The sequence below is a fragment of the Pseudomonas fluorescens genome, from assembly GCF_018614655.1.
Lineage (GTDB): Bacteria > Pseudomonadota > Gammaproteobacteria > Pseudomonadales > Pseudomonadaceae > Aquipseudomonas > Aquipseudomonas fluorescens_BX.
Genome location: NZ_JAGGOG010000025.1, coordinates 105,308 through 119,759, shown reverse-complemented (window position 1 = coordinate 119,759; position 14,452 = coordinate 105,308). Strand labels below are relative to the sequence as shown.

Below are 14,452 nucleotides of genomic sequence, written 5' to 3'. Positions count from 1 at the left end.
TAACTTCAGGCGCTTATCCTACAGCCGTTGGTTGAAACCACGCATGCGCCTGAAGCTGCTGACGAACCTGAACACCCTTCTTCTGGTCGCCGTTTGCCTGGCCCTGGGCGCTACGCTCTGGTGGTCGCAACGGGCGCTGGAACGACCTTACCTGTTGATGGAACGCTACCTGGGCCTGTCGCAGGTCTTTCAGAACCAGGCCGCGCGCAATATCGACGACTACCTGGCCAGCGGCGACGCCCTGCGCTTGAGCAGCGCCAGCCAGAGCCTGGAAAGCCTGCTGCAGCATCTGGATGAACTGCCGGCCGAGCTGGCGCAAAACCTGCGGCCCAGCCTTGTCGACCTCGATAGTTTCAGCAAGACCGACCTGCTGGCTGCCGGCAAGCTGGCGGGCGACCCGCAAGCGTTGCTGCTGCAAGCCGAACGGGAGTTGGGGGCGAATCTGGACCAACTCAGCCTGTACGCCAGTGGGGTCAATTCGCCTGACGCGGCACGTTATCTGCCGCCCTTGCTGGCAGCGTCCCAGCACCTGACCAAACTGTCCCTGGCCCGAGACAAGCTGGTCAGCAGCGGGCGCAGCGAACTGGCCGACGATGTCGAGCGGGAAGTGGCCAATATTCGTAGCCAGGCCGAACTGCTTGAGCAACTGCCATTGCTGGGCGTGACCGCCAACACTGAATCCAACACCGATGACTTCTCGGCGCTGATGGGCCTGGAAAACACCGAAAAGACCGTCGTCCAGGACTCCGGCGTCGACCTCAAGCGTGAACTCAACAGCCTGTTGACCCGCTACCCGGCCGAGCTCAAGCGCACCCGCGAACAAATCCGCCAGCGGGCAGACCTGGCCAGTGCCACGCACCTGAAAATCGGTGCCGTGCAACACGCCATCGCCGGCCTGGAACCGGTGGTGCGAGCCCAACACGGCCAGATCCAGGGCGAAGTTCGGGTGATACAGGGGGTGATGATCGGCTTGATTCTGCTGATCGCGCTGCTGATCGACACGTTACAGCGACGCCTGGCCCGGGTTCTGACCAACCTGGCGCCGGCGTTGTCGACCTGGGCCGAAGGCGATTTCAGCCAGCCTATCGCCTTGGGCGCGACCAATCGCGAGTTACACGATATTGAAGAATCCCTCAATCGCCTGCGTACCTATCTGGTAGAGCTGGTGGGCACCATCAGACAAAACGCCGAACAAGTGGCCGGCAGTAGCCGAACCTTGGCCGAGTTGAGCAGCGGCCTGCACGATGGCGCCGAGCGGCAGGCCGGCGATACCGCGCAAATCCGCGACTCGCTGGGGGAACTGGAAGCCACTATTCAGCAAGTGGCGGGCGACGCCAGCCAGGCTGCCGGTGCCAGCCGCAGTGCCGGGCAGGCGGTGGAACAGGGCCAACGTGTGATCGGCCTGAGCCTGACCGGATTGCACGCGCTGGTAGGCGAAGTGCAGGGTAATGCGCAGATGATCGAGAAACTGGCCGAAGAATCGGCCACCATCGGCGGTGTACTGACGGTGATCCGCTCGATTGCCGACCAGACCAACCTGCTGGCTCTCAATGCTGCGATTGAAGCCGCCCGGGCAGGAGAAGCCGGCCGCGGGTTTGCCGTGGTCGCCGATGAAGTCCGTTCCCTGGCCCAACGCACCGCCGGCGCCACCGCCGAAATCCAGACCTTGATCGCCAGCTTGCAAACCGCGGCCAGGCAATCTGTGGAAGGCATGCGCGCCCAAGTCGAACACGCCGAAGCCACCGCCCAGCAAGCCCAGGCGGCTGACGGCGCACTGGATGAAATCGTCGGCGCGATCCAGACCATTGCCGACACCGCCGTACGTATTGCCGATGTCACCGCCCAGCAGAGTGGCGCTGTCAGTGAAATCCGCGATAACAGTGAGCGGATTCACCAATTGGGTGAGGATAACTTGCTGCGAATTGGTCAGGGGCGTAGCCAGGGAGAGCACCTGCTGGTGCTCGGTGGGCAACTCAATACGGCCGTGCAGGCCTTTCGTGTCTGACTCGATCGCCGCCGGATTCAAGACCGTATTACCCATGACCAAATACAGCCACCCGGTCACATATTTTGCGCAATCCTCGCTAATCGTGCCGCCTACTGCATAGAACTGGACAGTCACAAAGTCTTTGCGGCATAGTCGCCGGGTTCTACCGTACCCACACTAATAACTAGGAACAGCCGATGGCGACCTTACTGGTTCTGCACGGACCCAACCTGAACCTGCTTGGCACCCGCGAACCGGGCGTTTACGGTGCAGTTACCCTCGAGCAGATCAACCTTGATCTGGAACGACGGGCCCGTGATGCCGGCCACCATTTGCTCTACCTGCAAAGCAATGCCGAGTACGAATTGATTGATCGCATCCATGCCGCGCGCGGCGAAGGTGTGGACTTTATCCTGATCAATCCCGCCGCTTTTACGCATACAAGCGTTGCATTACGTGACGCGCTGCTGGCGGTGAGCATCCCATTCATCGAAGTGCACTTATCGAACGTGCACAAACGCGAAGCTTTCCGCCATCACTCTTACTTCTCCGACGTAGCGGTAGGAGTGATCTGCGGCCTTGGCGCCAGCGGTTACCGACTGGCCCTGGAGGCCGCCCTGGAACACGTTGAAGAACAGGCTAAACGCCCCTGACCGACCCTTGGGAGTTGATGATTCATGGATATCCGTAAAGTTAAGAAATTGATCGAACTGCTGGAAGAATCCGGTATCGACGAGCTGGAGATCAAGGAAGGCGAAGAATCCGTACGGATCAGCCGCCACAGCAAGACCCCGGCCCAGCAGTTCTATGCACCACAAATGCAAGCCCCGGCTCCTGTTGCAGCACCTGTAGCGGCCGCTCCGGTTGCCACCGTTGCTGAAGCTCCAGCTGCGCCGAAACTGAATGGTTTCGTGGTCAAGTCGCCTATGGTCGGTACTTTCTACCGCACCCCGGCACCGACCTCGCCAGCCTTTGTTGAAATCGGCCAGACCGTCAAAGTGGGCGACACCATCTGCATCGTTGAAGCGATGAAGATGATGAACCACATCCAGGCTGAAAAGGCCGGTGTGATCGAATCCATCCTGGTAGAAAACGGTCAGCCGGTTGAATTCGACCAACCGCTGTTCACCATCGTTTGAACCGCGGAGAGCCAACGATGTTGAAACCTGCGAAGCTGGAAAAAGTCCTGATCGCCAACCGCGGCGAAATCGCCCTGCGGATCCTACGCGCCTGCAAGGAAATGGGCATCAAGACCGTCGCGGTGTACTCGACTGCCGACAAAGAGCTGATGCACCTGGGTCTGGCGGACGAGACAGTTTGCATCGGCCCGGCCCCTGCCAACCTGTCTTACCTGCACATCCCGGCGATCATCGCGGCGGCTGAAGTGACCGGCGCTACCGCCATTCACCCAGGCTACGGGTTCCTCGCGGAAAACGCCGACTTCGCCGAACAGGTGGAAAAATCCGGTTTTGCCTTCATCGGCCCGAAAGCCGACACCATTCGCCTGATGGGCGACAAGGTATCGGCCAAGCACGCCATGATCGCTGCCGGCGTGCCAACCGTTCCAGGCTCCGATGGCCCACTGCCTGAAGACCCGGAAACCGCTCTGCGCATTGGTCGCGAAGTCGGTTACCCGGTGATCATCAAGGCCGCAGGCGGCGGCGGTGGTCGTGGCATGCGTGTTGTGCATAAAGAAGAAGACCTGATCGAAGCAGCCAAGCAGACTCGTGAAGAAGCGGGCGCCTGGTTCAGCAACCCGATGGTCTACCTCGAGAAATACCTGACCAACCCACGTCACGTGGAAGTTCAGGTGCTTTCCGATGGCCAGGGTCACGCCATTCACCTGGGCGACCGTGACTGCTCGCTGCAACGCCGTCACCAGAAGGTACTGGAAGAAGCACCGGCACCGGGCCTGGATGAAACCGCCCGTGCAGAAGTGTTGGCGCGCTGCGTCAAGGCGTGCATCGATATCAATTACCGTGGCGCGGGTACTTTTGAGTTCCTGTACGAAAACGGCCGCTTCTACTTCATCGAGATGAACACTCGTGTGCAGGTAGAGCACCCAGTATCGGAAATGGTCACCGGCATCGACATCGTCAAGGAGATGCTGAGCATCGCCGCTGGCAATACGCTGTCGTTTACCCAGGATGACGTGAAGATCCACGGCCACTCGCTTGAGTGCCGGATCAACGCCGAAGACCCGAAAACCTTTATCCCAAGCCCTGGCATGGTCAAGCATTTCCATGCACCAGGTGGCAACGGCGTTCGCGTCGATTCGCACCTGTACAGCGGCTACAAGGTTCCGTCGAACTACGACTCCCTGATCGGCAAGCTGATCACCTGGGGCTCGACTCGCGATGAAGCCATGGCACGCATGCGCAATGCCTTGGACGAAATCGTGGTAGACGGCATCAAGACCAACATCCCGTTGCATCGGGATCTGGTTCGCGATGAAGGTTTCTGCGAAGGTGGTGTGAATATTCACTACCTGGAACACAAGCTGGCCAATCAGTAAGTGCTCCACCCAACAAAGCCGCCTTCGGGCGGCTTTGTTGTTTCTGCCCACCCGACTTTCCTGGATGGATGCATCCCCCCTGTGGGAGCGGGCTTGCTCGCGAATGCGGTGTGCCAGTCAACACATCCTTTACTGACGCACCGCATTCGCGAGCAAGCCCGCTCCCACATTTTGTTTTGTGTACACCCGCAGTACAGTCGTCTTCTGCCCCTCGCTCGCGTAAACTTGCGCGCTTTCACAGCCTCACCCGGCTGCACACTCATATTTTCAAAGGTGCCCGCCATGCCTTGGCTGCAAGTCCGTCTCGCCATCAGCCCAGAACAAGCCGAAACCTACGAAGACGCGTTCCTTGAAGTGGGCGCCGTGTCGGTGACCTTCATGGACGCCGAAGACCAGCCGATCTTCGAGCCGGAACTGAACACCACCCCGCTGTGGTCCCACACCCATCTGCTGGCCCTGTTCGAAGACGGCACCGATGCCGCCAGCGTTCTGGCCCACATGGAGCTGCTCACCGACAGCCCGCTGCCCGAGCATCACAGCGAAATCATCGAAGACCAGGACTGGGAACGCAGCTGGATGGACAACTTCCAGCCCATGCGTTTCGGCCAGCGCCTGTGGATCGTGCCAAGCTGGCACGCTGCTCCGGAGCCTGACGCGGTAAACCTGTTGCTGGACCCGGGCCTGGCCTTCGGCACCGGCACTCACCCGACCACCGCCCTGTGCCTGGAATGGCTCGACGGCCAGGACCTGCAAAATTGCAACGTACTGGACTTCGGTTGCGGCTCGGGGATTCTGGCCATCGCCGCCCTGCTGCTGGGCGCCAAGGAAGCCGTCGGTACCGATATCGACGTGCAAGCCCTGGAAGCTTCCCGCGATAACGCCGGGCGCAACAACATCCCGGAAGACAAATTCCCGCTGTACCTGCCGGAGCAACTGCCTCAAGTGCAGGCCGACGTGCTGGTCGCCAACATCCTCGCCGGGCCGCTGGTCTCGCTGGCGCCGCAACTGTCCAGCCTGGTCAAACCGGGTGGTCGCCTGGCGTTGTCAGGGATCCTCGCCGAGCAAGGCGAAGACGTGGCCGCCGCCTACGCCAAGGATTTCGAGCTGGACCCGATCGCCAACCGTGATGGCTGGGTACGCATCAGCGGTCGTCGGCGCTAGAATGAGCGCCTGCATGAATCGGATGGCCGCATGACCGACAGTTTCGTCACCCAGTGCCCGCATTGCCAAGCGAGCTTTCGCGTCAACCACGCTCAATTGAGCGTGGCCCGCGGCGTGGTTCGCTGCGGCGCGTGCCTGCAAACGTTCAATGCTGCCCGCCAGTTGCTGGAACAACACGCCAGCCCCACAGCGCCCGCACCGCAAGCGCCGGTAGCCGCAGAACCAACACCTGAGTCACCGCGCGCCATCAGCCAAAAGCAATGGAGCGCCGAAGAGCTGGACCTGGATAACCTGGACCTCGATGAAGAGCTGGCCAAGCTTGAACGTCGGGAGATTCAACACACCCAGCCGCCAGGCACCGATCGCCGGCAAAAGGAAGACGCCCTCAGCGCAACCCGTGACTCGGCCAAGGCCGAAGAAGAACAATGGGCCACCAGTCTGTTCAGCGACACACCCGACGAACGGGCTCAGGCCACGCAAACGGCAGGTCTCGAGCCTGAACCCGCGAACAAAGCCAAGCGCACCGAGCCCTTGATATCGCTCAGTACCGTCGAAGAGCCAGACGAACCTGTACTTCACACCGAACATACCGACGAGGACCGCGACCCTCCGGTAACGCCCGTCAGTACCGAACCGGAACTCGAACAGCCAGAACGTGTGCAGCCACGCCGCAAACGCTCGAGCCGCGATGCCAGCGCCCACGACGAGATGCTCCAGGACCTGGAAGACGACCCGCTGCATCTCTACGCCCAGAAACGCCCTTCGGGCTGGGGTGGCCGGCTGTTCTGGGGCTTGTTGGTGCTCCTGGCCGCCGCAGGTCTGGCGGGCCAGTACATTGCCTATCAATTCGATGACCTGGCACGCCAGGACGCCTACCGCCCCTGGTTCCAGGAACTGTGCCCGAAAGTAGGCTGCACTGTGCCGTCAAGGGTCGACATCGCCCACATCAAGAGCAGCAACCTGGTGGTGCGTAGCCACCCGGAGTTCGCCGGCGCGCTGGTGGTGGATGCGATCATCTATAACCGCGCGACCTTTTCCCAGCCCTTCCCACTGCTGGAACTGCGCTTCGCCGACCTCAACGGAAACCTGATCGCCAGCCGGCGATTCAAGCCCGCCGAGTACCTCAACGGCGAACTGGCAGGCCAGACCGAGATGCCGTCCCAGACACCCATTCACATCGCCCTGGACATCCTCGACCCGGGCAACAAGGCCGTGAATTACAGCCTGAGTTTCCACTCCCCCGAGTGAATCGGTTCCGGCGCTGAGGTTTGACGGCGGATTATTGACTGCGCCGTCTGCGACCAAACTGGCGGCGATAAGAAAGTAACTGTTCAGATTTTATCCAATTCAGCCTTTATCCAGTCATCGAGAGCGGGTATCATGCCAACCCTTTTTCGAACTCTAATGATCCGGCCCCACAACAGGGAAGTCCTATGTCGGCGGTACGCATCGGCCCATACACATTGCACAACGGCTTGATTCTCGCCCCCATGGCGGGCGTCACCGACCAGCCCTTTCGTCAGCTTTGCAAACGATTGGGAGCGGGCCTTGTAGTCTCGGAAATGGTCACCAGCGACATGAGCTTGTGGAACACCCGCAAATCGCGGATGCGCATGATCCACGAAGGTGATCCCGAGCCCCGCTCGGTACAGATCGCCGGCGGTGATGCGCAGATGCTGGCGGATGCGGCCCGGGCCAACGTCGAGTTGGGGGCGCAGATAATTGATATCAACATGGGCTGTCCGGCAAAAAAAGTCTGCAACAAGGCTGCCGGTTCTGCTTTGCTCAAGGATGAAGCGCTGGTGAGCGAGATACTGCATGCCGTTGTCGCTGCAGTGGATGTGCCGGTCACCCTGAAGATTCGCACCGGCTGGGACCGGGAGAACAAGAATGGCCTGACGGTGGCGAAGATCGCCGAACAGGCGGGCATCACAGCGCTGGCAGTGCATGGCCGCACCCGCGCCGACCTTTATACCGGTGAAGCCGAGTACGACACCATTGCCGCGATCAAGCAGGCGGTGTCGATTCCGGTCTTTGCCAATGGCGATATCGACTCGGCCGAGAAAGCCCGGCGCGTGCTGCACGCGACCGGTGCCGATGGCCTGTTGATTGGCCGGGCCGCCCAGGGGCGGCCATGGATTTTTCGTGAAATCGAACATTTTCTGCGTACCGGCGAAACCTTGCCGGCACCGGCGCTGATCGAGGTGGAACGTATTCTGCTAGAGCATCTGGCCGCGCTGCACATCTTCTACGGAGACGTGATGGGCGTACGCATTGCTCGCAAGCATGTGGGTTGGTATCTCGCAACCCTGCCGGGGGCCAAGGAGTTTCGCGCCCGGTTCAATCGTTTGGATGAAACGCAAGCACAGGTCACCGCCGTTCGTGAGTTCTTCGCCGAACGAGACAAGAGCCTGAGAGCAGGGGACGGAGAAGGGGTGGCCGCATGACGATGATGACCGAGACTTTAGTGAGTGGAACAACACCCGTGAGCGACAACGTCAATTTGAAACAGCACCTCAACACGCCGAGCGAAGAAGGCCAGACCCTTCGCGGGAGTGTCGAGAAGGCGCTGCACAATTATTTCGCCCACCTTGAGGGCGCTGCCGTCACGGACGTGTACAACCTGGTGCTCTCCGAAGTCGAGGCGCCCTTGCTCGAAAGCGTGATGAACTACGTCAAGGGCAACCAGACCAAAGCCAGTGAGCTGCTGGGCCTCAACCGGGGCACCTTGCGTAAAAAGCTCAAGCAGTACGATTTGCTGTAAGCATTCAATCAAACCAGAAAGGCGCCCGCGTAAAACCGGTCGCCTTTTTTGCTGACTCCTTTGCTTTTGATGGAAATTGAGATGACCGACCAGACTACCCGCCTGCCGATCCGCCGTGCCTTGATCAGTGTCTCCGACAAGACCGGGATCCTCGAATTTGCCCGGGAGCTGGAAGCCCTGGGCGTGGAGATTCTCTCCACCGGCGGGACCTTCAAACTGCTGCAGGACAACGGCGTGGCCGCAGTAGAAGTCGCGGACTACACCGGTTTCGCAGAAATGATGGACGGCCGGGTCAAGACCCTGCACCCGAAAATCCACGGTGGGATTCTCGGTCGTCGCGGTATCGACGACGCCATCATGACCGAGCACGGCATCAAGCCGATCGACCTGGTGGCCGTTAACCTCTACCCGTTCGAAGCAACGATCTCCAAGCCTGGCTGCGACCTGCCGACCGCTATCGAAAACATCGATATCGGCGGCCCGACCATGGTCCGCTCGGCCGCCAAGAACCACAAAGACGTTGCCATCGTGGTTAACGCCGGCGATTACGCCCAAGTCCTGGAAAGCCTGAAAGCCGGTGGCCTGACCTACGCCCAGCGCTTCGACCTCATGCTCAAGGCCTTCGAACACACCGCCGCCTACGACGGCATGATCGCCAACTACATGGGCACCGTGAACCAGGCCGCTGAAACCCTGAGCACAGAAGGTCGCAGCCAGTTCCCGCGCACCTTCAACAGCCAGTTCATCAAGGCCCAGGAAATGCGCTACGGCGAGAACCCGCACCAGAGCGCGGCGTTCTACGTGGAAGCCAAGCCTGCCGAAGTCGGCATCGCCACCGCGACCCAGCTGCAAGGCAAAGAGCTGTCCTACAACAACGTGGCCGACACCGACGCCGCGCTGGAATGTGTGAAGAGCTTCGTCAAGCCGGCCTGCGTGATCGTCAAGCACGCCAACCCGTGTGGTGTGGCGGTGAGCCCGGACGCTGAAGGCGGTATCCGCCAGGCGTACGAATTGGCCTACGCCACCGACACCGAATCGGCTTTCGGCGGCATCATCGCCTTCAACCGTGAACTCGACGCCGAAACGGCCAAGGCCATTGTTGAGCGTCAATTCGTTGAAGTGATCATTGCGCCAAGCGTCAGCGAAGAGGCCCGTGCCATCGTGGCCGCCAAAGCTAACGTGCGCCTGCTGGCCTGCGGCGAGTGGTCAACTGACCGTGCTGCTGCCTGGGACTACAAGCGCGTCAATGGCGGCTTGCTGGTCCAGAGCCGTGACATCGGCATGATCGGCAGCGCCGACCTGAAAGTGGTGACCAAGCGCGCCCCGACCGAACAGGAAATCAACGACCTGATCTTCGCCTGGAAAGTCGCCAAGTACGTTAAATCCAACGCCATCGTCTACGCCAAGAACCGCCAGACCATCGGCGTCGGCGCTGGCCAGATGAGCCGCGTGAACTCGGCCCGCATTGCCGCGATCAAGGCTGAACATGCCGGTTTGCAGGTAGTGGGTTCGGTGATGGCTTCCGATGCATTCTTCCCATTCCGTGATGGCTTGGATAACGCCGCGAAAGCCGGTGTGACCGCCGTGATACAGCCGGGTGGTTCAATGCGTGATGCAGAAGTGATAGCGGCCGCTGATGAAGCCGGCATCGCGATGGTCTTCACCGGCATGCGCCACTTCCGTCACTGATTGACTTGATCAAAATGTGGGAGCGGGCTTGCTCGCGAATGCGGTGTATCAGCTACATATCCTGCGACTGACACACCGCTTTCGCGAGCAAGCCCGCTCCCACATAAAGCACTCTAGCGGTGCCTTACAGAATTTGAGGTTTTTGAAATGAATGTTTTGATCATTGGCAGCGGTGGCCGTGAACACGCCCTGGCCTGGAAAGTCGCCCAGGACCCTCGCGTCCAGAAAGTTTTCGTCGCCCCAGGCAATGCGGGCACCGCCATTGAAGCCAAGTGCGAAAACGTCGCCATCGACGTACTGGCCCTTGAGCAACTCGCCGACTTCGCCGAGAAGAACGTTTCCCTGACCATCGTCGGTCCGGAAGTTCCACTGGTTGCCGGCGTTGTGGACCTGTTCCGCAGCCGTGGCCTGGATTGTTTCGGCCCTACCGCCGGCGCAGCTCAGTTGGAAGGTTCGAAAGCCTTCACCAAGGATTTCCTGGCGCGCCACAAGATTCCAACGGCCGACTACCAGAACTTCACCGAGATCGAGCCTGCCCTGGCTTATCTGCGTGAAAAAGGCGCCCCGATCGTGATCAAGGCCGACGGCCTGGCGGCCGGTAAAGGCGTGATCGTCGCCATGACGCTGAGTGAAGCCGAAGACGCCGTACGCGACATGCTCGCCGGCAATGCTTTTGGTGACGCCGGTTCGCGCGTGGTGATCGAGGAGTTCCTCGACGGCGAAGAAGCCAGCTTTATCGTGATGGTCGATGGCAAAAACGTCTTGCCGATGGCCACCAGCCAGGACCACAAACGCGTCGGCGACGGCGACACCGGCCCGAACACCGGCGGCATGGGTGCCTACTCCCCTGCCCCGGTGGTCACCGCCGAGGTGCACAAGCGTGTGATGGACCTGGTGATCTGGCCGACCGTGCGTGGCATGGCCGACGAAGGCAATATCTACACCGGCTTCCTGTACGCCGGCTTGATGATCGACAAGGCCGGTAATCCGAAAGTCATCGAGTTCAACTGCCGCTTCGGCGACCCGGAAACCCAACCGGTGATGCTGCGTCTGCAATCAAGCCTGGTGCTGCTGGTGGAAGCTGCCCTGGCCCAGGCCCTGGACAAGGTCGAAGCGCAATGGGATCCGCGCCCAAGCGTCGGTATCGTACTGGCAGCTGGTGGCTACCCTGCCGACTACGCCAAGGGCGACGTGATTGAAGGTCTGGATGCGGCTGCTACGCTGGAAGGCAAGGTGTTCCACGCGGGCACCGCGCTCCAGGATGGCAAGGTCGTCACCGCCGGTGGTCGTGTGTTGTGCGCCACGGCGATGGGTGCCAGTGTTGATGCCGCCCAGCAACAAGCTTACAAGCTGGCCACGAAAATCGACTGGCAGGGCTGCTTCTATCGCAAGGACATTGGCTACCGCGCCATTGCCCGCGAGCGTGGCGAAGATCAGTAAACAGCTATCCGTTCGGTTAGGCAGGGGCCCTTGGCCCTTGCCGTACTATTGCGGCCCCGCGCATAGTTACCCCGTGCATTAATCTACGAAGGGATTTCGCCGTGCGCTGGCTCAGGATCGCCATAGGTTTCACTGTCAGCCTGCTGACTCTGCTCTGCCTGTTTCCGGCCCAGGCCGCCGCACAAGGCAGTGGTTGGGCGGTATTGCTTGACGAACAGGCCGATCTGCAACTGAGCGATATACGCTCCCCTCGCTACACCAATCAATTCAGCCCCATCGAACTGGACCGGATCACCGCTGCCGAACCGGACGGTGCGTTGTGGGTACGCTTCAAGCTGCAACCCGGCAAGCACGAGCAAGTGCTGCGGGTGTTCGCCCCCGACCTGTCACACCTGAACCTGTATGTACTGGACGGCGACACCCTGGTGGAGCAGCAAAGCACAGGCACCCGCCAACCCCAGTCAGAACGCCCGCTGCCCAGCAGCGACTTCATGCTGCCAATGCCGCAAATCCAGAAGCCACTGGACGTCTACCTGCGCCTGGTGTCGGAACACGAACTGCGGCCGTATATCACCCTCGAGCCGGCAGTGCTCGCCGCCGCCAATCAGAGCCAGACGCTGGTCTATGGGCTGCTGTTCGGCTGCCTGGTGATGCTGATCCTGCATAACCTGACCCGCTATGCCTACCATCGCTCCCGCAGCAGCCTGTGGCTGGCCGCCTGCGAGATGTTGTTATTGATGAGCCTGCTGCTGTTGCTTAACATTCTGGGCCCCTGGCTGCCAGACTGGCATGCCGCCCAGACGCCGGGCGCCTACCTTGCCTTGCTGCTGACGGCGCCTTGCGGGTTGATGTTCGCCTACCGCTTCTTCGCGCCCCTTGGCCCGCACCCACTGAACAAGCTGCTGATGGCGGACATCCTGCTGATCATCCTGTGCGGCTTGCTGCTGTTGTTCGTCAATACCCTGCCGTTGAATATCATCACCTACGCATTGGTGGCCCTGGCCGGCCTGAGCATGCTGTTCGTCTCGGCCTATCACTGGCAAAAAGGTTACCGGCCGGCACGGCTGTTCATGCTGGCCATGGTGGTGTTCAACATCGGCACACTGATCATCCTGCCAGCGCTGTTGGGCCTGACGCTGGTAGCGCCCCAGGGCTTGATCGTCACCCTGTTGGGTTTTATCTGCATCAGCGGCCTGTTGATGAGCCTGGCCCTGGCCGAACGCCAACGCAGCATCACCGAAGACCGCTTCAGCCTCAGCCGCGACCTCGCGGCAAGCAACGCCGAGATCGCCGCGAAGGCAGAGTTCCTGGCGAAGATCAGTCATGAAATCCGTACGCCCATGAATGGCGTGCTGGGCATGACCGAGCTGCTGCTGGGCACGCCGCTGTCGGTCAAGCAGCGCGACTATGTGCAGACCATCCACAGCGCCGGTAACGAACTGCTCACGCTGATCAACGAGATTCTCGACATCTCCAAGCTCGAATCCGGGCAGATCGAGCTGGACGACGTGCAGTTCGACCTCAATGCGCTGATCGAAGACTGCCTGAGTATTTTCCGCGCCAAGGCCGAACAACAGAACGTCGAGCTGATCAGCTTTATCCAGCCCCAAGTGCCACGCGTGATCAGCGGCGATCCGACACGCCTACGCCAGGCGTTGTTGAGCCTGCTGGAAAATGCACTGCACAAGACCGACGAAGGCGAAGTATTGATCGTCGTCGCCCTGGATGAGCGCAGCAGCAAGCCTCGCCTGCGCATTGCCGTGCAAGACAGTGGCCTGCCGATGGAGGCCTCCGAGCGCGACGCCTTGCTGCACAGTGAACTGCACAGCAAGAACTTCCTTTCGGCCACCCGTTTGAGCGGTCACCTGGGGCTGGTCATCGCCCGTCAGTTGATCCTGTTGATGCACGGCGAATTCGGCATCAAGAGCGGCAGCCATCAGGGCAGCACCCTGTGGCTGACGCTGCCACTGGACCCGGAACGCCTGGAACATCCAACCTCCGACCTCGACGGCCCGCTCAAGGGCGCGCGAGTACTGGTGGTGGACGACAACGACACCTGCCGCAAGGTGCTGGTGCAGCAATGCACGGCCTGGGGCCTGAACGTCAGTGCCGTCCCCTCAGGCAAGGAAGCCCTCGCCCTGCTGCGCACCAAGGCGCACCTGCGGGACTACTTCGATGTGGTCCTGCTGGACCAGAACATGCCGGGCATGACCGGCATGCAACTGGCGGCGAAGATCAAGGAAGACCCGAGCCTGAACCACGACATTCTGCTGATCATGCTGACCGGCATCAGCAATGCCCCGAGCAAGATCATTGCGCGCAATTGCGGGATCAAGCGCATCCTCGCCAAACCGGTGGCCGGCTACACCCTCAAGACCACCTTGGCCGACGAACTGACCCAACGCAGCAAGGGCGTCACCCCGTCACGCCAGGCGAGCCTCAGCGCACCTGCTGTAGTGACCGTGCCCAGTGATTTCCGCATCCTGGTGGCCGAAGACAACAGCATCTCCACCAAGGTAATTCGCGGCATGCTCGGCAAGCTCAACCTGCAACCGGATACCGCCAGCAATGGCGAGGAAGCCTTGCAGGCGATGAAGGCTCAGCGTTACGACCTGGTGCTGATGGATTGCGAGATGCCGATCCTCGACGGATTCTCCGCGACTCAGCAACTACGGGCCTGGGAAGTCAGCAACCAGCGTATCCGCACGCCGATCGTGGCGCTGACGGCACACATTCTTTCGGAACATAAGGAACGTGCACGCCAAGCCGGGATGGACGGGCACATGGCCAAGCCGGTGGAACTGTCGCAACTGCGGGAGTTGGTGGAATATTGGGTGGCGCAGCGCGAGCAGAAAACAGCACAGGTGCACAACTCCTGACGCTGGAGCCAACCACT

At 60.7% G+C, this 14,452-nt stretch carries 11 protein-coding genes; all 11 read left to right on the top strand.

All coding sequences use genetic code 11. The annotated features are described in order from the left end of the window. The first annotated feature begins 43 nt into the window (after window positions 1-43). The 11 genes from J7E41_RS24055 (at window position 44) to J7E41_RS24005 (ending at window position 14,435) form a co-directional block, all read left to right on the top strand. Window positions 44-2,005 (top strand): methyl-accepting chemotaxis protein, encoded by a 1,962-nt coding sequence (locus J7E41_RS24055; RefSeq protein WP_214996789.1) that lies wholly within the window; start codon window positions 44-46, stop codon window positions 2,003-2,005. Between the two features lie 179 nt (window positions 2,006-2,184). Continuing rightward, the gene (aroQ, locus tag J7E41_RS24050) at window positions 2,185-2,640 is read left to right on the top strand and encodes a type II 3-dehydroquinate dehydratase (RefSeq protein WP_214996788.1); all 456 of its coding nucleotides are present in this window, start codon (window positions 2,185-2,187) and stop codon (window positions 2,638-2,640) included. Window positions 2,641-2,664: 24 nt separating this feature from the next. Continuing rightward, window positions 2,665-3,126, top strand: a complete 462-nt coding sequence (accB, locus tag J7E41_RS24045; RefSeq protein ID WP_214996787.1) for an acetyl-CoA carboxylase biotin carboxyl carrier protein — start codon at window positions 2,665-2,667, stop codon at window positions 3,124-3,126. Window positions 3,127-3,143: 17 nt separating this feature from the next. Next, window positions 3,144-4,502 (top strand): acetyl-CoA carboxylase biotin carboxylase subunit, encoded by a 1,359-nt coding sequence (gene accC / locus J7E41_RS24040; RefSeq protein ID WP_169357689.1) that lies wholly within the window; start codon window positions 3,144-3,146, stop codon window positions 4,500-4,502. Between the two features lie 282 nt (window positions 4,503-4,784). After that, entirely contained in the window at window positions 4,785-5,663 is an 879-nt protein-coding gene (gene prmA, locus J7E41_RS24035; protein WP_214996786.1) for a 50S ribosomal protein L11 methyltransferase, read from the top strand. 30 nt (window positions 5,664-5,693) lie between these two features. Then, window positions 5,694-6,911 (top strand): DUF3426 domain-containing protein, encoded by a 1,218-nt coding sequence (locus J7E41_RS24030; RefSeq protein ID WP_214996785.1) that lies wholly within the window; start codon window positions 5,694-5,696, stop codon window positions 6,909-6,911. 185 nt (window positions 6,912-7,096) lie between these two features. Further along, window positions 7,097-8,110, top strand: coding sequence for a tRNA dihydrouridine synthase DusB (gene dusB / locus J7E41_RS24025; RefSeq protein ID WP_214996784.1), 1,014 nt, complete (start codon window positions 7,097-7,099; stop codon window positions 8,108-8,110). Next, on the top strand, window positions 8,107-8,427 hold the full coding sequence (gene fis / locus J7E41_RS24020; RefSeq protein WP_003186237.1) for a DNA-binding transcriptional regulator Fis: 321 nt from the start codon (window positions 8,107-8,109) through the stop codon (window positions 8,425-8,427). The genes dusB and fis overlap by 4 nt, the downstream gene beginning before the upstream one ends. Window positions 8,428-8,508: 81 nt before the next feature. Next, window positions 8,509-10,116 (top strand): bifunctional phosphoribosylaminoimidazolecarboxamide formyltransferase/IMP cyclohydrolase, encoded by a 1,608-nt coding sequence (gene purH / locus J7E41_RS24015; protein ID WP_214996783.1) that lies wholly within the window; start codon window positions 8,509-8,511, stop codon window positions 10,114-10,116. 147 nt (window positions 10,117-10,263) lie between these two features. Continuing rightward, the gene (gene purD, locus J7E41_RS24010; protein WP_214996782.1) at window positions 10,264-11,556 is read left to right on the top strand and encodes a phosphoribosylamine--glycine ligase; all 1,293 of its coding nucleotides are present in this window, start codon (window positions 10,264-10,266) and stop codon (window positions 11,554-11,556) included. Window positions 11,557-11,657: 101 nt separating this feature from the next. Continuing rightward, window positions 11,658-14,435: a hybrid sensor histidine kinase/response regulator gene (locus J7E41_RS24005; protein WP_214996781.1), complete on the top strand. Its 2,778-nt coding sequence runs from the start codon at window positions 11,658-11,660 to the stop codon at window positions 14,433-14,435. The last annotated feature ends 17 nt before the right edge of the window (window positions 14,436-14,452 follow it).